Origin of the sequence: Pseudomonas cucumis (assembly GCF_030687935.1) — a bacterium.
Lineage (GTDB): Bacteria > Pseudomonadota > Gammaproteobacteria > Pseudomonadales > Pseudomonadaceae > Aquipseudomonas > Aquipseudomonas cucumis.
Genome location: NZ_CP117454.1, coordinates 977357 through 994967 on the forward strand (window position 1 = coordinate 977357; position 17611 = coordinate 994967).

The 17611-nt window shown below is 58.9% G+C and carries 19 protein-coding genes and 1 pseudogene; 13 read left to right on the forward strand and 7 right to left on the reverse strand.

The window, feature by feature from the left end:
- Nucleotides 1-2 precede the first annotated feature (2 nt).
- Both PSH97_RS04185 and PSH97_RS04190 read right to left on the reverse strand, forming a co-directional pair.
- A complete protein-coding gene (locus PSH97_RS04185; protein WP_192346224.1) occupies nt 3-527 on the reverse strand; it encodes a KdsC family phosphatase in 525 nt (174 codons plus the stop codon).
- Nucleotides 527-1501 (reverse strand): KpsF/GutQ family sugar-phosphate isomerase, encoded by a 975-nt coding sequence (locus PSH97_RS04190; RefSeq protein WP_305448220.1) that lies wholly within the window; start codon nt 1499-1501, stop codon nt 527-529. The genes PSH97_RS04185 and PSH97_RS04190 overlap by 1 nt, the downstream gene beginning before the upstream one ends.
- Nucleotides 1502-1777: 276 nt before the next feature.
- On the opposite strand from PSH97_RS04190, the gene PSH97_RS04195 reads away from it, so the two are divergent.
- The 10 genes from PSH97_RS04195 to hisC all read left to right on the forward strand — a co-directional run bounded on the left by PSH97_RS04195 (nt 1778) and on the right by hisC (nt 9743).
- Nucleotides 1778-2587, forward strand: a complete 810-nt coding sequence (locus tag PSH97_RS04195) for an ATP-binding cassette domain-containing protein (RefSeq protein ID WP_305448221.1) — start codon at nt 1778-1780, stop codon at nt 2585-2587.
- Nucleotides 2587-3384, forward strand: a complete 798-nt coding sequence (gene mlaE / locus PSH97_RS04200) for a lipid asymmetry maintenance ABC transporter permease subunit MlaE (RefSeq protein ID WP_008008628.1) — start codon at nt 2587-2589, stop codon at nt 3382-3384. The genes PSH97_RS04195 and mlaE overlap by 1 nt, the downstream gene beginning before the upstream one ends.
- On the forward strand, nt 3384-3851 hold the full coding sequence (gene mlaD / locus PSH97_RS04205; RefSeq protein ID WP_305448222.1) for an outer membrane lipid asymmetry maintenance protein MlaD: 468 nt from the start codon (nt 3384-3386) through the stop codon (nt 3849-3851). The genes mlaE and mlaD overlap by 1 nt, the downstream gene beginning before the upstream one ends.
- Before the next feature lie 11 nt (nt 3852-3862).
- Nucleotides 3863-4516 (forward strand): MlaC/ttg2D family ABC transporter substrate-binding protein, encoded by a 654-nt coding sequence (locus PSH97_RS04210; protein ID WP_305448223.1) that lies wholly within the window; start codon nt 3863-3865, stop codon nt 4514-4516.
- Complete coding sequence (locus tag PSH97_RS04215; RefSeq protein WP_305448224.1) at nt 4513-4818, forward strand: STAS domain-containing protein; 306 nt, start codon at nt 4513-4515, stop codon at nt 4816-4818. Before PSH97_RS04210 ends, PSH97_RS04215 begins: the two co-directional genes overlap by 4 nt.
- Nucleotides 4819-4932: 114 nt before the next feature.
- Complete coding sequence (locus PSH97_RS04220; RefSeq protein ID WP_007912386.1) at nt 4933-5172, forward strand: BolA family protein; 240 nt, start codon at nt 4933-4935, stop codon at nt 5170-5172.
- Between the two features lie 22 nt (nt 5173-5194).
- Nucleotides 5195-6460, forward strand: a complete 1266-nt coding sequence (gene murA / locus PSH97_RS04225) for a UDP-N-acetylglucosamine 1-carboxyvinyltransferase (protein ID WP_007901567.1) — start codon at nt 5195-5197, stop codon at nt 6458-6460.
- Between the two features lie 143 nt (nt 6461-6603).
- Nucleotides 6604-7239: an ATP phosphoribosyltransferase gene (gene hisG / locus PSH97_RS04230; protein WP_007901570.1), complete on the forward strand. Its 636-nt coding sequence runs from the start codon at nt 6604-6606 to the stop codon at nt 7237-7239.
- A gap of 123 nt (nt 7240-7362) precedes the next feature.
- Nucleotides 7363-8694 carry a histidinol dehydrogenase gene (gene hisD, locus PSH97_RS04235; protein ID WP_305448225.1) on the forward strand — a complete coding sequence of 444 codons (1332 nt, stop codon included), beginning with the start codon at nt 7363-7365 and terminating at the stop codon, nt 8692-8694.
- Nucleotides 8691-9743 (forward strand): histidinol-phosphate transaminase, encoded by a 1053-nt coding sequence (hisC, locus tag PSH97_RS04240; RefSeq protein WP_305448226.1) that lies wholly within the window; start codon nt 8691-8693, stop codon nt 9741-9743. The genes hisD and hisC overlap by 4 nt, the downstream gene beginning before the upstream one ends.
- A gap of 86 nt (nt 9744-9829) precedes the next feature.
- Here the strand turns inward: hisC and PSH97_RS04245 are convergent, their stop codons facing one another.
- The gene (locus PSH97_RS04245) at nt 9830-10231 is read right to left on the reverse strand and encodes a hypothetical protein (RefSeq protein WP_305448227.1); all 402 of its coding nucleotides are present in this window, start codon (nt 10229-10231) and stop codon (nt 9830-9832) included.
- A gap of 229 nt (nt 10232-10460) precedes the next feature.
- Nucleotides 10461-11237, reverse strand: a complete 777-nt coding sequence (locus tag PSH97_RS04250; RefSeq protein ID WP_407682182.1) for a S1C family serine protease — start codon at nt 11235-11237, stop codon at nt 10461-10463.
- Between PSH97_RS04250 and PSH97_RS04255 the strand changes: the two are divergent.
- Nucleotides 11154-11393 (forward strand): annotated as a pseudogene (locus tag PSH97_RS04255) (aminotransferase class I/II-fold pyridoxal phosphate-dependent enzyme); the annotation flags it as partial. The gene PSH97_RS04250 and the pseudogene PSH97_RS04255 sit on opposite strands and share 84 nt — an antisense overlap.
- 130 nt (nt 11394-11523) lie before the next feature.
- Here PSH97_RS04255 and PSH97_RS04260 read toward each other — a convergent pair.
- The 3 genes from PSH97_RS04260 to algW all read right to left on the reverse strand — a co-directional run bounded on the left by PSH97_RS04260 (nt 11524) and on the right by algW (nt 15643).
- Nucleotides 11524-12252 (reverse strand): DUF4198 domain-containing protein, encoded by a 729-nt coding sequence (locus tag PSH97_RS04260; protein WP_050681505.1) that lies wholly within the window; start codon nt 12250-12252, stop codon nt 11524-11526.
- Between the two features lie 14 nt (nt 12253-12266).
- A complete protein-coding gene (locus tag PSH97_RS04265; protein WP_305448228.1) occupies nt 12267-14372 on the reverse strand; it encodes a TonB-dependent siderophore receptor in 2106 nt (701 codons plus the stop codon).
- A gap of 110 nt (nt 14373-14482) precedes the next feature.
- Complete coding sequence (gene algW, locus PSH97_RS04270; protein ID WP_008070565.1) at nt 14483-15643, reverse strand: Do family serine endopeptidase AlgW; 1161 nt, start codon at nt 15641-15643, stop codon at nt 14483-14485.
- Nucleotides 15644-15746: 103 nt separating this feature from the next.
- Here algW and PSH97_RS04275 point away from each other — a divergent pair, with 103 nt between their 5' ends.
- Both PSH97_RS04275 and cysD read left to right on the forward strand, forming a co-directional pair.
- The gene (locus PSH97_RS04275) at nt 15747-16505 is read left to right on the forward strand and encodes a Nif3-like dinuclear metal center hexameric protein (protein WP_008008638.1); all 759 of its coding nucleotides are present in this window, start codon (nt 15747-15749) and stop codon (nt 16503-16505) included.
- Between the two features lie 184 nt (nt 16506-16689).
- Nucleotides 16690-17607 carry a sulfate adenylyltransferase subunit CysD gene (gene cysD, locus PSH97_RS04280; RefSeq protein WP_010463281.1) on the forward strand — a complete coding sequence of 306 codons (918 nt, stop codon included), beginning with the start codon at nt 16690-16692 and terminating at the stop codon, nt 17605-17607.
- The last annotated feature ends 4 nt before the right edge of the window (nt 17608-17611 follow it).

Consider the following 17611-nt stretch of genomic DNA (forward strand, 5'->3'; position numbering starts at 1 on the left):
GCTCACAGGTATGCGGCGTTGGCCGCATCTAGGCGGCCCTGGGCGCGCAGGATCAATTCGCAGAATTCGCGAGCGGCACCCTCGCCACCACGGGCCTGGGTGATGCCGTGGGCGTGTTCGCGCACGAAACTGGCAGCGCTGGCCACCGCCATGCCCAGGCCGACGCGGCGAATCACCGGCAGGTCTGGCAGGTCGTCGCCGAGGTAGGCCACTTGTTCATAACTCAGGTTGAGCTGACCAAGAAGTTCGTCGAGTACCACCAGTTTGTCTTCGCGACCCTGGTACAGGTGTGGAATGCCGAGGTTCTTCGCTCGTCGTTCAACCACCGGGGTCTTGCGGCCGCTGATGATCGCGGTCTGCACGCCGGCCGCCATCAACATCTTGATGCCTTGGCCATCGAGGGTGTTGAAGGTCTTGAATTCGCTGCCGTCCTCAAGGAAGTACAGGCGCCCGTCGGTCAGCACGCCGTCGACGTCGAATACCGCCAGTTTGATCTGTTTGCCGCGTTGCAGCAGGTCCGTGCTCATTACATTACTCCTGCACGCAGCAAGTCGTGCATGTTCAAGGCGCCGACCGGGCGATCTTCGTTGTCGACCACTACCAGCGAGCTGATCTTGTGGTCTTCCATGATTTTCAGTGCCTCGGCGGCGAGCATCTCGGCGCGGGCGGTCTTGCCGTGGGCGGTCATCACTTCATCAATGGTCGTGCTGTGGATATCAATGGTGCGGTCCAGGGTGCGGCGAAGGTCGCCGTCGGTGAAGATCCCGGCGAGCTTTCCATCTGCACTCAGTACAACGGTCATGCCCAAGCCCTTACGGGTCATTTCCATCAAGGCATCCTTGAGCAGCGTACCGCACATTACTTGCGGCAACTCGGTGCCGGCATGCATGACATTTTCCACTTTCAGCAACAAGCGGCGGCCAAGGGCGCCACCCGGGTGGGAAAAAGCGAAATCTTCAGCGGTAAAGCCGCGAGCTTCAAGCAAGGCAACGGCGAGAGCATCGCCCATGACCAGTGCTGCGGTGGTCGACGAAGTAGGTGCCAGGTTCAGCGGACAGGCTTCGTGTTCGACGCTTACATTGAGGTTGACTTCCGCTGCCTTGGCCAGCGGCGACTCGGGGTTGCCGGTCAGGCTGATCATTTGAATGCCCTGGCGTTTGATCAGCGGCAGCAAGGTGACGATCTCGTTGGTGGAGCCGGAGTTCGACAGCGCCAGAATGATGTCATCACGGGTGATCATACCCATGTCGCCATGGCTGGCCTCGGCCGGGTGCACGAAGAAAGCCGTGGTGCCGGTGCTGGCCAGGGTGGCGGCAATCTTGTTGCCGATGTGCCCCGATTTGCCCATGCCGACCACGACCACGCGGCCTTTGCTGGCCAGAATCATCTCGCAAGCGCGTACGAAATCTGCGTCGATATGGGGCAATAAGCCTTGTACGGCTTCCAGTTCGAGGCGGATGGTGCGTTGTGCAGATTGAATCAGGTCGCTGGATTGGTTCATGTCGGAAATCGAATAGCCTGATGAAAAGGCGGCGATTATAGCGGTAATGATCAAAACCCTCACGCTAGTTCGTCGCGGTTTGTCATTCCTTGTTACCGAATCCTCTCTAAATAGATGATTTCAGGCGGTCATGTTGCTGAACATGCCCGGCTTGGGCCTTGGGCGCTTTAGCTTTGCAGTGATATAGTTCGCCGCCAGTTCGGCCTGCCCGGGAGGTATGTGCTTTCGCCAGAAAGCCAGGCGTCCGAGTGAGAGGCTGCATCGCAAGGAGTTTAGATGAGTGCCGATAACGCCTACGCGGTCGAGCTGAAGGGACTGACCTTCAAGCGCGGTACGCGCAGCATTTTCAATAACGTCGATATTTGCATCCCGCGCGGCAAGGTCACCGGCATCATGGGGCCTTCCGGGTGTGGCAAGACCACGCTGTTGCGTCTGATAGGCGCACAATTGCGCCCCACCAGCGGCGAAGTCTGGGTCAATGGCCAGAACCTGCCGACGTTGTCGCGCAGCGATCTGTTCGATGCGCGCAAGCACATGGGCGTGTTGTTTCAGAGCGGCGCGCTGTTTACCGATCTTGATGTGTTCGAGAACGTTGCTTTTCCGCTGCGTGTTCATACCGCGCTGCCGGAAGAAATGATCCGCGACATTGTCCTGCTCAAGTTGCAGGCAGTGGGCTTGCGTGGCGCCATCGACCTGATGCCTGACGAATTGTCCGGCGGCATGAAACGTCGCGTCGCGCTGGCCCGGGCAATTGCGCTCGATCCGCGAATCCTTATGTACGACGAGCCCTTTGTTGGCCAGGACCCGATCGCCATGGGCGTACTGGTGCGCCTGATCCGCCTGCTCAACGATGCGCTGGGTATCACCAGCATTGTGGTCTCCCACGATCTGGCCGAGACCGCGAGCATTGCTGACCACCTTATTGTGGTGGGTGACGGGCAAGTGCTGGGCCAGGGCGCACCCAAGGATTTGATGAAGTCGGATGAGCCACGTATTCGTCAATTCCTGACTGGCGAACCCGACGGCCCGGTCGCATACCACTTTCCAGCGCCGGATTACCGCGCAGATCTTCTGGGGAAGCGTTGATGCGCAAGATTTCACTGATAGAAAGAGTGCGCCGCTTCGGCTACGCCGGCATCGATGTGCTGGCGGTATTCGGGCGTTCGGCGCTGTTCCTGTTTCATGCCTTGCTCGGTCGTGGCGGCATCGGCGGCGGTTTTGGCCTACTGGTCAAGCAGCTGCATTCGGTGGGCGTGATGTCCCTGGTGATCATCGTGGTCTCCGGGGTGTTCATCGGCATGGTGCTGGCGTTGCAGGGCTTTAACATCCTTTCCAGCTACGGTTCTGAGCAGGCAGTCGGGCAGATGGTTGCGCTGACGCTGCTGCGTGAACTGGGGCCGGTGGTCACGGCCTTGCTGTTCGCCGGGCGCGCAGGTTCGGCCCTGACCGCCGAAATCGGCAACATGAAGTCCACCGAGCAATTGTCCAGTCTGGAAATGATCGGGGTCGACCCGCTCAAATACATCATTGCCCCGCGCCTGTGGGCCGGCTTCATTTCCCTGCCGGTGCTGGCAATGATTTTCAGCGTGGTGGGTATCTGGGGTGGGTCGTGGGTGGCCGTCGACTGGCTGGGTGTCTATGAAGGCTCCTACTGGTCGAACATGCAAAACAGCGTCACGTTTGTCGACGATGTGCTCAACGGCATTATCAAAAGCATCGTTTTTGCCTTCGTCGTGACCTGGATCGCCGTATTCCAAGGCTATGACTGCGAGCCCACTTCCGAGGGGATCAGTCGTGCCACTACCAAGACCGTGGTGTATGCCTCTTTGGCTGTGCTCGGCCTGGACTTTATTCTGACCGCCTTGATGTTTGGAGATTTCTGATGCAAAACCGCACCCTGGAAATCGGTGTCGGCCTTTTCTTGCTGGCTGGCATCCTGGCTTTGCTGCTGTTGGCCCTGCGGGTCAGTGGCCTGGCTCCGACGGCGAGCACCGATACTTATAAACTTTATGCCTATTTCGACAATATCGCCGGTTTGACGGTCAGAGCTAAAGTGACCATGGCGGGTGTAACCATCGGCAAGGTCACGGCAATCGATCTGGACCGCGACAGCTTCACCGGTCGGGTGACCATGCAACTGGAAAAGCGGGTAGATAATCTGCCGACTGACTCCACTGCGTCTATCCTGACCGCTGGCCTGCTGGGTGAGAAATACATCGGTATCAGCGTGGGCGGGGAAGAAAACCTGCTCAAGGAGGGTGGAACCATCCACGACACGCAGTCGTCGCTGGTGCTCGAGGACCTGATCGGTAAATTTCTGCTCAATACCGTTAGCAAAGACGCCAAATGAGGAGCTTTTGAATGATCTCTATCTTGCGACGTGGCCTGTTGGTAATACTCACGGCCTTGCCGTTGATGGCTAACGCCGTGGCGGCGCCTTCCGCGCATGAACTGGTACAGGACACCACCAATCGGTTGCTGGCCGACCTGTCGGCCAATAAAGAAAAGTACAAGCAGGACCCGCAAGACTTTTATACGGCGCTGGATACCATCGTCGGGCCGGTGGTGGATGCCGAAGGTATTTCCAAGAGCATCATGACGGTCAAGTATTCGCGCAAGGCCACGCCCGAGCAGATGCAGAAGTTTGTCGAAAACTTCAAAAAGGGCCTGTTTCAGTTCTATGGCAATGCTTTGCTTGAGTACGACAACCAGGGCATCGTTGTCGATCCTGCCAAGGATGAGTCGGGAGACCGTACCAGCGTCGGCATGACGGTCAAAGGCAGCAGCGGCGCGATCTATCCTGTGTCTTACACGCTCGAAAAGATCAATGGCGAGTGGAAACTGCGCAACGTGATCATCAACGGCATCAACATCGGCAAGCTGTTCCGCGATCAGTTCGCTGATGCGATGCAGCGCAATGGCAACGACCTGGACAAGACCATCAACGGTTGGGCCGGGGAAGTCGCCAAAGCCAAGGAAACCACCGAAAAATCTACCGAGAACCAAACCCAATGAGTGAGTCGGCCATTCGCATGAGCGAAGCTGGCGAGCTACTGCTCAGTGGCGTGCTGGATTACCGCACAGGCCCGAACCTGCGCAAGCAGGGGCAGGCGCTGATCAAGTCCAGTAACGCGGCTGCGCTGGTGGTCGATTGTTCCGCGGTTGAGAAGTCCAGCAGCGTCGGCTTGTCGCTGCTGCTGTGCTTCATGCGCGATGCTCAGGCGGCCGGCAAGGCCTTGAGCGTTCGTGCGATGCCCGAAGACATGCGCGAAATCGCTCAGGTCAGTGAACTGACCGAGCTGTTGGCGCAACCCTGAACCGCATCTATAAAGAAGCCCCCCGTCAGAGTCCTGCTTCGCGGGGTTCGCAGGCGCGGGGCTTTTTTGTATGATGTCCGACCCGCGCGCACAGGGCGCCGATTGAGGTTGAGCATGCAGGCCGTAGAAGTGAAGAGCTTCCTTGAAGGAAAGTTGCCCGGAACGCTGGTAGAAGTTGAGGGCGAAGGCTGCAACTTTCAGCTGAACGTGATTAGCGATGAACTGGCGGCGTTGAGCCCGGTGAAGCGTCAGCAGCAGATCTATGCCCATTTGAACCCATGGATCACCGATGGCAGCATCCATGCGGTCACTATGAAATTTTTCAGCAGCGCGGCCTGGGCCGAGCGCACCTGAGCCCAAGGGCGTCGAGATTCTTATGGATAAATTGATTATTACCGGTGGCGTTCGTCTTGATGGCGAAATCCGCATCTCCGGGGCAAAGAACTCTGCCCTGCCGATTCTGGCTGCAACCCTGCTGTGTGATGGCCCGGTTACCGTTGCCAACCTGCCGCACCTGCACGACATCACCACCATGATCGAGCTGTTCGGTCGCATGGGCATTGAGCCGGTGATCGATGAGAAGCTCAGTGTCGAAATCGACCCGCGCACCATCAAGACTCTGATCGCTCCGTACGAACTGGTGAAAACCATGCGTGCCTCGATCCTGGTGCTGGGCCCGATGGTTGCCCGTTTCGGTGAAGCCGAAGTCGCGCTGCCTGGCGGTTGCGCCATTGGTTCGCGTCCGGTCGACCTGCACATCCGTGGCCTCGAAGCCATGGGCGCGGTCATCGACGTTGAAGGCGGCTACATCAAGGCCAAGGCCCCTGAGGGTGGCCTGCGCGGTGCGCACTTCTTCTTCGACACCGTCAGCGTGACCGGTACCGAAAACATCATGATGGCGGCCGCTCTGGCCAAGGGCCGCAGCGTGCTGGCAAACGCCGCTCGTGAGCCTGAGGTCATCGACCTGGCGAACTTCCTGAACGCCATGGGCGCCAAGATCACTGGTGCCGGCACCGATACCATCACCATCGATGGCGTCGAGCGTCTGCACCCGACCACTTACAAGGTGATGCCTGACCGTATCGAGACCGGCACCTACCTGGTGGCGGCAGCGGTAACCGGCGGGCGTGTGAAGGTCAAGGACACCGATCCGACCATCCTGGAAGCCGTTCTGGAAAAACTCCGCGAATCCGGTGCCGAAATCACCTGCGGCGAAGACTGGATCGAGCTGAACATGCACGGCAAGCGGCCAAAAGCCGTTAACGTGCGGACCGCTCCATACCCGGCGTTCCCGACCGATATGCAGGCGCAGTTCATCTCCCTCAACGCCATTGCCGAAGGCACTGGTGCGGTGATCGAGACGATCTTCGAAAACCGTTTTATGCACGTTTACGAACTGCACCGCATGGGCGCTCATATCCAGGTCGAAGGCAACACTGCTATCGTCACCGGCATCGAAAAGCTCAAGGGCGCGCCAGTAATGGCCACCGACCTGCGTGCTTCGGCCAGCCTGGTGATTTCGGCGCTGATCGCCGAAGGCGATACCCTGATCGACCGCATCTACCACATCGACCGTGGTTACGAGTGCATCGAAGAGAAACTGCAGATGCTCGGCGCAAAAATTCGCCGCGTACCGGGCTAGTTTCTGCTGCATGGGCACAGGGACGTGCCCGTTGGTTTCGTTTCAAGTCGAGGGTAGTCTTTTCATTAGAGAGACGCCCTCGATGTGTGCCCGGCGCCATTTGCGACCGGGCATCAGTAGCCTGATAAGGACTGACGTTTCCCATGTTGACCATCGCACTGTCCAAGGGCCGCATCCTTGACGACACCCTGCCGCTTCTGGCTGAAGCGGGCATCGTGCCGACCGAGAATCCGGACAAGAGCCGCAAGCTGATCATTCCCACGACCCAGGCCGATGTGCGCCTGCTGATCGTGCGCGCCACCGATGTACCGACTTATGTCGAGCATGGTGCCGCGGACCTCGGCGTCGCCGGTAAAGATGTGCTGATGGAATATGGCGGCCAGGGCCTGTACGAGCCTCTGGATCTGCGAATTGCCCTCTGCAAGCTGATGACCGCCGGCCGTGTCGGCGATGTCGAGCCCAAGGGCCGCCTGCGGGTGGCGACCAAATTCGTCAACGTTGCCAAGCGTTACTACGCCGAGCAGGGACGTCAGGTCGACATCATCAAGCTCTACGGCTCGATGGAGCTGGCGCCGCTGATCGGTCTGGCGGACAAGATCATCGACGTGGTCGACACCGGTAACACCCTGCGTGCCAACGGTCTGGAACCCCAGGATTTCATTGCCGACATCAGCTCCCGGCTGATCGTCAACAAAGCTTCGATGAAAATGCAACACGCCCGTATCCAGGCGTTGATCGACACCCTGCGCAAGGCAGTGGAGTCTCGACACCGCGGCTGATTTACCTGCGCGACCTTGAGTCGCGCCGTCTATCCGCCTCATAGCCAGAATTCTCAGGTGCCCAAGCGGATCGATGGTAGCTTCGGGTACCTGAGTTTTCGCCATTCCTATGAGGCTCTCGCTATGACCGCACCGACTGCAATTCGCCGACTCAACGCTGCTGACCCGGATTTCGCACATCATCTGGATCATCTGCTGAGCTGGGAAAGTGTGTCTGACGACTCGGTCAATCAGCGGGTGCTGGACATCATCAAAGCCGTGCGTGAGCGTGGTGATGCAGCACTGGTGGAATTCACCCAGAAGTTTGACGGCCTGCAAGTTGCCTCGATGGCAGACCTGATCCTGCCGCGCGAACGCCTGGAACTGGCGTTGACCCGCATCACCGTGCCTCAGCGCGAAGCCCTGGAAAAAGCCGCGGCCCGCGTGCGCAGCTACCACGAAAAACAGAAACAGGATTCCTGGAGCTACACCGAAGCCGACGGCACCGTGCTGGGCCAGAAGGTCACCCCGCTGGATCGCGCCGGCCTGTACGTGCCGGGCGGCAAGGCGTCGTACCCGTCCTCGGTGCTGATGAACGCAATACCAGCCAAGGTGGCGGGCGTGACCGAAGTGGTCATGGTCGTGCCAACCCCACGGGGTGAAATCAACGAATTGGTGCTGGCCGCAGCCTGCATCGCCGGCGTTGACCGGGTGTTCACCATCGGCGGCGCCCAGGCTGTTGCGGCGCTGGCCTACGGCACCGAAAGCGTGCCGAAGGTCGATAAGGTTGTTGGCCCTGGCAACATCTATGTGGCCACCGCCAAGCGTCACGTGTTCGGCCAGGTCGGCATCGACATGATCGCCGGCCCCTCCGAGATTCTCGTGGTGTGTGACGGCCAGACCGACCCGGACTGGATTGCCATGGACCTGTTCTCCCAGGCGGAACACGATGAAGACGCCCAAGCGATTCTGGTCAGCCCGGACGCCGAGTTCCTCGACAAGGTCGCCGCCAGCATCGCCAAATTGCTGCCGACCATGGAACGCGCCGAAATCATCGAAACCTCGATCAATGGCCGTGGTGCGCTGATCAAGGTTCGCGACATGGAACAAGCCATCGAAGTGGCCAACCGCATTGCGCCAGAACACTTGGAGTTGTCGGTCGCCGACCCGCAGGCCTGGTTGCCGCAGATTCGTCACGCCGGCGCGATCTTCATGGGCCGTCACACGTCCGAAGCCCTGGGCGACTATTGCGCAGGTCCAAACCACGTGTTGCCGACGTCCGGCACTGCGCGCTTCTCTTCGCCACTGGGTGTTTACGACTTCCAGAAACGTTCGTCGATCATCTTCTGCTCCGAGCAGGGTGCCTCCGAACTGGGCAAAACTGCTTCCGTGCTGGCCCGTGGCGAGTCGCTGACCGCTCACGCTCGCAGCGCCGAATACCGTATCGTTGACGACAAGAAGGGCAACCAAGCATGAGTAAATTCTGGAGTCCTTTCGTCAAGCGCCTGGTGCCTTACGTGCCGGGCGAGCAGCCGAAGCTGGCGAAACTGGTGAAGCTCAACACCAACGAAAACCCGTACGGTCCATCGCCCAAAGCGTTGGCCGCGATGCAGACCGAACTGAACGACAACCTGCGTCTGTATCCGGACCCGAACAGCGACCTGCTCAAGCAGGCTGTTGCCAAGTACTACGGCGTACAGGGCAATCAGGTGTTCCTCGGTAACGGTTCCGATGAAGTCCTGGCGCACATTTTTCACGGTTTGCTGCAACACGATCAGCCGCTGCTATTCCCGGACATCAGCTACAGCTTCTACCCGGTTTACTGCGGGTTGTATGGCATCGCATTTGACGCGGTGCCGCTGGATGAACAGTTCCAGATCAATCCGGCGGACTACGCCAAGCCGAACGGCGGGATCATTTTCCCTAACCCGAACGCGCCGACCGGTTGCCTGTTGGCGCTGGACGCTGTCGAACAAATCCTCAAGGCCAGCCCGGATTCGGTGGTCGTGGTGGATGAGGCTTACATTGATTTCGGCGGTGAAACGGCGATCACGCTGGTGGACCGTTATCCGAACCTGTTGGTGACTCAGACCCTGTCTAAGTCCCGTTCGCTGGCGGGCCTGCGGGTTGGTCTGGCGGTAGGGCATCCGGACCTGATCGAGGCGCTGGAGCGGATCAAGAACAGCTTCAACTCCTATCCGCTGGATCGTCTGGCGATTGTGGGGGCTGCGGCAGCGTTCGAGGATCGCGAGTATTTCGACAAGACCTGCCGGTTGGTCATCGAGAGCCGCGAAAAGGTGGTCGCGCAGCTGGAGGCGAAGGGGTTTGAGGTGTTGCCATCGGCGGCAAACTTCATTTTCGCCCGTCACCCGAAGCACGATGCGGCAGGGCTGGCGGCGAAGTTGCGTGAGCAGGGTGTGATTGTTCGGCACTTCAAGCAGGAGCGGATTGCGCAGTTTTTGCGGATATCGATTGGCGCGCCGGAGCAGAATCAGGCGTTGATCGACGGTCTCGGCGACCTTTGATTTGTCTTTCAGCGATGGATGGCAACGCGAAGGAGTTAAACTCCGCGTTGCCTCCTTTGTGGGGCTACAAGCGAGAAGCGGATTTTTCACTTTCTCCATTTAATTGTGAATGTGCCTTTGATACTTAAGTTGTTTTCCCCGATTAAGTTACGAAAGCTACCTTCGTAACTTGAATCCCATTCGGCGCTGACAGTGATGTCGCCGATTTTTATAGGGTACTGCTCGCCGTTCGCTATATACACCCAAGGCATATGAGGCGAGCGTGAAAAGTCTGTTGGATAAGAAAAGTCTTTGTTTTCTCCCTTTTCAATTGTTTCGGGATATCCCAGCCAGATACTGTTAGATCCATCAGATCCACTAAAGTATCCTCCGAAGTTATCAATGTACTCATGTCTGCTGACATCTGTAAGAGTAAGTATCTCGTCATTGATGACTAATCGAATCTCTCCTTCGAAATACTGGCCCGTCTTCGTTTCCTTGGTTTGCATGTTCAATCCCCTTGATGTAATGAAAAGTTCGGGGCAGCTCTAATAAGTTGCCTTGTTCGAAAGGCTACTTGTGTTTGGAAGGAGGCGTAACTGTCAGAAGTTACAGGTGTTAAGAACCTTTCTGAATAATACTTAGACTGAATCGCGATTGGGTTGGTATGGCGTTCGCTGGCGGACATCAGAAAGTTGATGTGGGAGCGAGTACGCTCGTTCCCACATCAATTTATGCTTACTCTTCTTTTTCCTTCATCGGCGCCGGCGGTGGGCGCAGACCGATTTCCGCAGTCAGCTTGAGTTCCTTGCCATTGCGCATGACCTGGATCGTGACCTTGTCGGTCGGCTTGATTCGCGCCACCTGGTTCATCGAACGGCGACCGTCGCCGGCCGGTTCACCGTCGATGCTGAGGATCACGTCGCCCAGTTGCAGGCCGGCCTTCTGCGCCGGGCCGTCACGGAAAATCCCCGCGACCACAATTCCCGGACGTCCCGACAGACCAAACGATTCCGCCAGTTCCTGACTCAACGGTTGCACTTCGATACCGAGCCAGCCGCGAATCACTTGGCCGTGTTCGATGATCGACTTCATCACTTCCATCGCCAGTTTGACCGGGATCGCGAAGCCGATGCCCTGAGAACCGCCGGACTTGGAGAAGATCGCCGTGTTGATGCCGGTCAGGTTGCCGTTGGCGTCCACCAGCGCACCGCCGGAGTTGCCGGGGTTGATCGCGGCGTCGGTCTGGATGAAGTCTTCGTAGTTGTTCAGCCCGAGCTGATTGCGCCCGGTGGCGCTGATGATGTCCATGGTCACGGTCTGGCCGACACCGAACGGGTTGCCGATGGCCAGGGCCACGTAGTCGATGCGAATGTTGTCGGAACGGCCGACGGTGATCGACGACAGGTTTTTCAGGTCGATCTTCAACACCACCGTGAATGGGAGATCGCGCAGTTGCAAGACAAGGGTTTTGAAGTGTTGCCGTCGGCGGCGAACTTCATTTTCGCCCGTCATCTGAAGCACGATGCGGCAGGGCTGGCGGCGAAGTTGCGTGAGCAGGGTGTGATTGTTCGGCACTTCAAGCAGGAGCGGATTGCCCAGTTCCTGCGGATTTCCATCGGCGCGCCGGAGCAGAACCAGGCACTGATCGACGGCCTCGGCGACCTGTAACACCCCCCCAGACTGATCGTTCCCGTGCTCCGCGTGGGAATGCATCCCGTGACGCTCCGCGTCACAGTGGACGCAGAGCGTCCATGGCGGCATTCCCACGCAGAGCACGGGAACGATCAGGTTTTGTGGCTTACTCGTGATGCGGTTCGCCAAGGAAGGTCAGCGACGTGAACAGTCCGCGAGTGCTCACATCCGGGCTATTTTTCACTGGCACTTCCACCTGCGCCGCAATCACGTTCAACCCTTCATTGCGCACCAGAACCTGCGCCCGGCCGTCCGCATCGGTTTCGGTGCTCATGGTACTCGGCGCGCTGCGATAGTCGCCCACCAACTTCACGCCCGCCGCCGGCTTGCCATCCAACAGCACCCGTACCGGCAACGACTTGCCCGGCCCGACCGTCAGCGGATCGACTTCCGGCAAAATCACCAGTTTCATCTGATCGAGCTTCGGCAACTTCGCCCCCGGCTGGTAAATGGCCAGGCTGTATTTGAACGTCTCGGTCGACTCGATCGATCCTGGCACCTTACTGCGTCCTTCGTTGATCCACTTTTTGTCGGCGGTCAGCGACCACATGCCATTGTCCAGCGCGACTGCTAGCGCCGCGGGCGGTTTGAGTGGTTGCAGACGCGCATGGTCGGCCAGGCGTTCCACGGTAACCGGGATCATTTTTCCTTCGGTGTCGTAGGCCCAGGCGCCGCTGATTTTCTGCGCCTTGAAAGCATTGTCCTCAGCGCCATCACCGTAGATGGCTTCGATATTGCCGCGACGTTGTTCGGTCCATAGGCCATGGGCCGAAACGTGGGTGGCGAACATCGCGCCGAACAGACCCAGCAGAACCAGTGATTTGCCTTGTTGCATGGTGATCTTTCCTTTTACAGGTTGAGTGTCAGGCTGACGGTGAAATTGCGTGGCTCGCCGGGGTTGACCCAGTAGTTGCTGTAGGAGCGCTCGAAGTATTTCTCGTCGAAAAGATTGTTCAGGTTCAGGCCCACGGTGACGTTTTCGCTGGCCTTGTAATGGGCCAGCAGGTCGACGGTGTGGTAAGCCGGCAGTTCGAAATCGCTGCCGGCTTCACCCGAGCGATCGCCGACATAGGTGAACGCTGCACCAAGGTCCGAACCGCGCAAATGGCCATCCTGAAATTCATAAACGCCCAGCACACTGCCGCTGCGTTTGGCCACGCCAAGAATTCGGCTGCCGGTGGGGATCACTTTGTCGCCTTGGGTGACTTCAGCGTCGATGTAAGCGAAAGCACCGATCACTCGCACGGCATCGGTCACTTGCCCAGTGACTTGCAGGTCGACACCCTGGCTGCGGGCCTTGCCCATGGCGCGGCTGGAGTCGGTGCTCGGATCGAGCGCCAGGACGTTTTCCTTTTCGATATGGAAGGCGGCGAGGGTGGTGCTCAAGCGGTCGTCGAACAGCTCGCTCTTGATCCCGACTTCATAACCGACGCCTTCTTCCGGGTCGAAGGATTTGCCGGCGGCGTCCAGGCCGTTGTTCGGTTTGAACGAGGTGGAGACGTTGGCGAACAGCCCCACTTCGGGTGTCAGTTGGTAGAGCAGGCCGGCCCGTTGGGTCAGGGCATCGTGGCGCTGGCGGCTGGTCGCGTTGCGGCTGCGATCGTCAATGCTTTGTTCGAAATGTTCGAAGCGCGCACCGATCATGCCGCGCAGTTTGTCGGTGAAGACGATCTGGTCCTGAAGGTTCAGCGCCTGGCTTTCGACGTGCTCGAAGAAGTCGGTCCCGGAGCGCGGGCCATTGGGTTTCGGCTGGCCGTAAATCGGCCGATAGATATCGATGGCGTAAGGGCCGCCGGCAATGGTCGTGACCCGTTCGTTCTTGCGGAAATTCTCGTACTCGCTGCCCATCAGCAGTTCGTGTTGCCAGCTACCGATGTCGAACAAACCGCGCAGTTCGAGTTGGGTGATGCTGTCGTGCCAGTTGGTATCGCGTTCTCGATAGCGACGGTTGATGGTGTGGCCGTCGGCGTTCAAGGGACGGTTTTCGGAGGCGAAGCCCCAGAGCTTGCCTTCCTTGTAATGGCTGGCGAGGCGTAGTTTCCAGCTGTCGTTGAGCTGATGTTCGAGGGCGGCTTGCAGCAGATTGTTGTGGTTGTCGATGTTGCCGTCGTTGGGTTCGCCAAGGAAGGTCGAGCGGGAAACGTCGCTCCATTTATTGTTCGGCGCGACGATACCGCGATCGAATGTCGAGCTGTGGCGCACGAATTCGCTCTCCACCAACAGGCTGGTGTCCGGGTTCAGTTGCCAGCTGAAGGAAGGCGCAACGAACACTCGCTGACTGTCGACGTGATCGCGGAAGCTGTGGTTGTCCTCGACGGCCAGGTTCACCCGGGACAGAACATTGCCGTCATCATCCAGCGGTGTGTTGACGTCCACGGCGGTGCGATAGCGATCCCAGCTGCCGGCGCTGGTTTGCAGTGTGCTGAAGGCTTCACGCTGGGGTTTCTTGGTGACGATGTTCACCGTACCGCCCGGATCGCCACGACCATAGAGGCTGGCGGCCGGGCCTTTGAGCACTTCGATGCGCTCGATGTTGGCCACGTCTGGCGTGCTTGGATAGCCGCGGTTGGCGCTGAAGCCGTCCTTGTAGAACTCCGAAGTGGTGAAGCCGCGCACGCTGTATTCGTAGAGCGTCAAGCCGCCGAAGTTGTTCTGCTTCGACACGCCGCCGGCGTATTCCAGTGCGCGCTCGACGCTGGTGCTGCCCAGATCCTTGAGCACACTGACGGGAATCACGCTGATCGATTGCGGGATATCGCGAATGGCCGTGTCGGTTTTGGTTGCGCTGGAGGAGCGCGTGGCGCGGTAACCCTTGACCGGGCCGGTGGGGGATTCGTAGTCGGAGGTGACGCTGATGGCGTCCAGTTCAACGGTTTGCGATTCTTCGGCGAAGACCGGATCCCCCAGCAAACCGAGGGCCAGGCCTGCGAGGGAAGCCATTGTTCGAGACGACATGTTATGTTGTTCCAAAAGTTGTATCGAAACAATATAACATGCCTAATGAGAATGTCTGCTGTTAACAGCTTCGCAGTTATGGAGCTGCTGAGGGCGCAGCTCCTGCCGGCTTACTCGCCTTCTTTTTCCTTGATCGGCGCGGGTGGCGGACGCAGACCGATTTCTGCCGTGAGCTTGAGCTCTTTACCGTTGCGCATCACCTGAATGGTGACTTTGTCGGTCGGCTTGATCCGCGCCACCTGGTTCATCGAACGACGACCGTCGCCGGCCGGTTCACCGTCGATGCTGAGGATTACGTCGCCCAGTTGCAGGCCAGCCTTCTGCGCCGGGCCATCACGGAAAATCCCCGCGACCACAATCCCCGGACGTCCCGACAGACCAAACGATTCCGCCAGTTCCTGACTCAACGGTTGCACTTCGATGCCGAGCCAACCGCGAATCACTTGGCCGTGTTCGATGATCGACTTCATCACTTCCATCGCCAGTTTGACCGGGATCGCGAAGCCGATGCCCTGAGAACCGCCGGACTTGGAGAAGATCGCCGTGTTGATGCCGGTCAGGTTGCCGTTGGCGTCCACCAGCGCACCGCCGGAGTTGCCGGGGTTGATCGCGGCGTCGGTCTGGATGAAGTCTTCGTAGTTGTTCAGCCCGAGCTGATTGCGCCCTGTGGCGCTGATGATGCCCATGGTCACGGTCTGGCCGACGCCGAATGGGTTGCCGATGGCCAGGGCCACGTCGCCGATGCGGATATTGTCGGAACGGCCGACAGTGATCGATGGCAGGTTTTTCAGGTCGATCTTCAACACCGCGAGGTCGGTTTCCGGGTCGCTGCCGATGACTCGGGCCAGGGTTTCACGGCCATCCTTGAGCGCCACCACGATCTGGTCGGCACCGCTGGTCACATGGTTGTTGGTCAGCAGGTATCCTTCCGGGCTCATGATCACGCCCGAACCGAGGCTCGATTCCATGCGCTTCTGCTTGGGCGAGTTGTCGCCGAAGAAGCGGCGGAACTGCGGATCTTCGAACAGCGGATGGCTGGGCTTGTTGACCACTTTGGTGGTGTATAGATTGACCACCGACGGCGCGGCCGTGGTCACCGCGTCGGCATAGGACACCGGGCCCTGCTGCAGGCCAAGAGTTTGCGGGGCTTGCTGCAGATTGACGTCCAGGCTCGGTAGCCCGACCCACTCCGGGTAACGCTGCATAATCAATAGAGCGATAAGCACGCCGGCCAATAGCGGCCAGCCGGAAAAACGCAGCGCCTTGAGCATTAAACACGTCCTACAGAGGTTGCAGGCGGTGTGAGACCGCCCATAATGTCGCGCATTATACGAGGCCGCGCGCGCCTCTGAACGGGATATTTAGGAGTCTTTTATGGCCGTTGCCCTGAGCACCCTGGTCGAAGAAGCCGACCGCTACCTGGCAAGTGCGAAGATCGCCGATTATTGCCCCAACGGTTTGCAGGTCGAAGGCCGGCCGCAAGTGATGCGCATCGTCAGCGGTGTTACCGCAAGCCAGGCGTTGCTGGACGCGGCGGTGGAGGCCCAGGCCGATCTGGTGCTGGTGCATCACGGCTATTTCTGGAAAGGCGAGAACCCGTGCATCACCGGCATGAAGCAGCGCCGGTTGAAAACCCTGCTCAAGCACGATATCAGCCTGCTGTCTTATCACTTGCCGCTGGATCTGCACCCGGAAGTCGGTAACAACGTGCAGCTTGCGCGGCAACTGGATATCACCGTCGAAGGCCCGCTGGATCCGGACAATCTGAAAGTCGTTGGCCTGGTCGGCTCGTTGAACGAGCCGATGACCCCTCGCGATTTCGCCCGTCGCGTGCAGGAAGTCATGGGGCGCGAGCCGTTGCTGATCGAAGGCAGCGAGATGATTCGTCGGGTCGGCTGGTGCACCGGTGGCGGCCAGGGGTACATTGATCAGGCGGTGTTGGCTGGCGTCGATCTGTACCTCAGCGGCGAGGCCTCCGAGCAGACGTTCCACAGCGCCCGGGAAAACGACATCAGCTTCATCGCCGCCGGCCACCACGCCACCGAGCGTTACGGTGTGCAGGCTTTGGGCGATTACCTGGCACGACGCTTTGCGCTGGAGCACATCTTCATCGATTGCCCGAATCCGATTTGATTTCAGACGACAATGCGGTCACATCTGTAGGATGGGTTTCCAATCTGGAATGCTCAAACGAGGGGGTATATTCATATACCCTTTCGATCTAGCCAGCGTCCTGATTAGAAGAGGGCGCTGTGCTAGGATTCCCCGCTCGAACACGGCCCGCAGGCCGTCCATAAGATCGTTTTCGTGAGTAGCCATGGTCGACAAACTGACGCATCTGAAACAGCTGGAGGCCGAAAGCATCCACATCATCCGCGAGGTCGCCGCCGAGTTCGATAACCCGGTGATGCTGTACTCCGTCGGTAAAGACTCCGCCGTGATGCTGCACCTGGCACGCAAGGCATTCTTCCCGGGCAAACTTCCGTTTCCGGTGATGCACGTCGACACCCGGTGGAAGTTCAAGGAAATGTACGCGTTCCGCGACCGCATGGTCGAAGAGCTCGGCCTGGACCTGCTGGTGCACGTGAACCCCGATGGCGTCGCGCAAGGCATCAACCCGCTGACCCACGGCAGCGCCAAGCACACCGACATCATGAAGACCGAAGGCCTTAAACAAGCTCTCGACAAGTACGGTTTCGACGCCGCTTTCGGTGGCGCTCGCCGCGACGAAGAGAAGTCCCGTGCCAAAGAGCGCGTGTATTCCTTCCGCGACACCAAGCACCGCTGGGACCCGAAAAACCAGCGCCCGGAACTGTGGAACGTCTACAACGGCAACGTCAACAAGGGCGAATCCATTCGTGTGTTCCCGTTGTCGAACTGGACCGAACTGGACATCTGGCAGTACATCTACCTCGAAGGCATCCCGATCGTGCCGCTCTATTTCGCCGCCGAGCGCGACGTCATCGAGATGAATGGTACCTGGATCATGATCGACGACGAACGCCTGCTCAATCACCTGAGCGACGAAGACAAGGCGCGCATCGTCAAGAAGAAGGTCCGTTTCCGTACGCTGGGCGACTACCCGTTGACCGGTGCGGTCGAGTCCGAGGCTACCAGCCTGACCGACATCATTCAGGAAATGCTCCTGACGCGAACTTCCGAACGCCAGGGCCGGGTCATCGATCACGATGGCGCCGGCTCGATGGAAGAAAAGAAACGTCAGGGTTATTTCTAAGGGG

What these genes read in the sequence shown, in the direction of transcription:
- PSH97_RS04185 (WP_192346224.1), bottom strand. Translation starts at nt 527, where the DNA reads ATGAGCACGGACCTGCTGCAACGCGGCAAACAGATCAAACTGGCGGTA.
- PSH97_RS04190 (WP_305448220.1), bottom strand. Translation starts at nt 1,501, where the DNA reads ATGAACCAATCCAGCGACCTGATTCAATCTGCACAACGCACCATCCGC.
- PSH97_RS04195 (WP_305448221.1), top strand. Translation starts at nt 1,778, where the DNA reads ATGAGTGCCGATAACGCCTACGCGGTCGAGCTGAAGGGACTGACCTTC.
- mlaE (WP_008008628.1), top strand. Translation starts at nt 2,587, where the DNA reads ATGCGCAAGATTTCACTGATAGAAAGAGTGCGCCGCTTCGGCTACGCC.
- mlaD (WP_305448222.1), top strand. Translation starts at nt 3,384, where the DNA reads ATGCAAAACCGCACCCTGGAAATCGGTGTCGGCCTTTTCTTGCTGGCT.
- PSH97_RS04210 (WP_305448223.1), top strand. Translation starts at nt 3,863, where the DNA reads ATGATCTCTATCTTGCGACGTGGCCTGTTGGTAATACTCACGGCCTTG.
- PSH97_RS04215 (WP_305448224.1), top strand. Translation starts at nt 4,513, where the DNA reads ATGAGTGAGTCGGCCATTCGCATGAGCGAAGCTGGCGAGCTACTGCTC.
- PSH97_RS04220 (WP_007912386.1), top strand. Translation starts at nt 4,933, where the DNA reads ATGCAGGCCGTAGAAGTGAAGAGCTTCCTTGAAGGAAAGTTGCCCGGA.
- murA (WP_007901567.1), top strand. Translation starts at nt 5,195, where the DNA reads ATGGATAAATTGATTATTACCGGTGGCGTTCGTCTTGATGGCGAAATC.
- hisG (WP_007901570.1), top strand. Translation starts at nt 6,604, where the DNA reads ATGTTGACCATCGCACTGTCCAAGGGCCGCATCCTTGACGACACCCTG.
- hisD (WP_305448225.1), top strand. Translation starts at nt 7,363, where the DNA reads ATGACCGCACCGACTGCAATTCGCCGACTCAACGCTGCTGACCCGGAT.
- hisC (WP_305448226.1), top strand. Translation starts at nt 8,691, where the DNA reads ATGAGTAAATTCTGGAGTCCTTTCGTCAAGCGCCTGGTGCCTTACGTG.
- PSH97_RS04245 (WP_305448227.1), bottom strand. Translation starts at nt 10,231, where the DNA reads ATGCAAACCAAGGAAACGAAGACGGGCCAGTATTTCGAAGGAGAGATT.
- PSH97_RS04250 (WP_407682182.1), bottom strand. Translation starts at nt 11,237, where the DNA reads ATGACGGGCGAAAATGAAGTTCGCCGCCGACGGCAACACTTCAAAACC.
- PSH97_RS04260 (WP_050681505.1), bottom strand. Translation starts at nt 12,252, where the DNA reads ATGCAACAAGGCAAATCACTGGTTCTGCTGGGTCTGTTCGGCGCGATG.
- PSH97_RS04265 (WP_305448228.1), bottom strand. Translation starts at nt 14,372, where the DNA reads ATGTCGTCTCGAACAATGGCTTCCCTCGCAGGCCTGGCCCTCGGTTTG.
- algW (WP_008070565.1), bottom strand. Translation starts at nt 15,643, where the DNA reads ATGCTCAAGGCGCTGCGTTTTTCCGGCTGGCCGCTATTGGCCGGCGTG.
- PSH97_RS04275 (WP_008008638.1), top strand. Translation starts at nt 15,747, where the DNA reads ATGGCCGTTGCCCTGAGCACCCTGGTCGAAGAAGCCGACCGCTACCTG.
- cysD (WP_010463281.1), top strand. Translation starts at nt 16,690, where the DNA reads ATGGTCGACAAACTGACGCATCTGAAACAGCTGGAGGCCGAAAGCATC.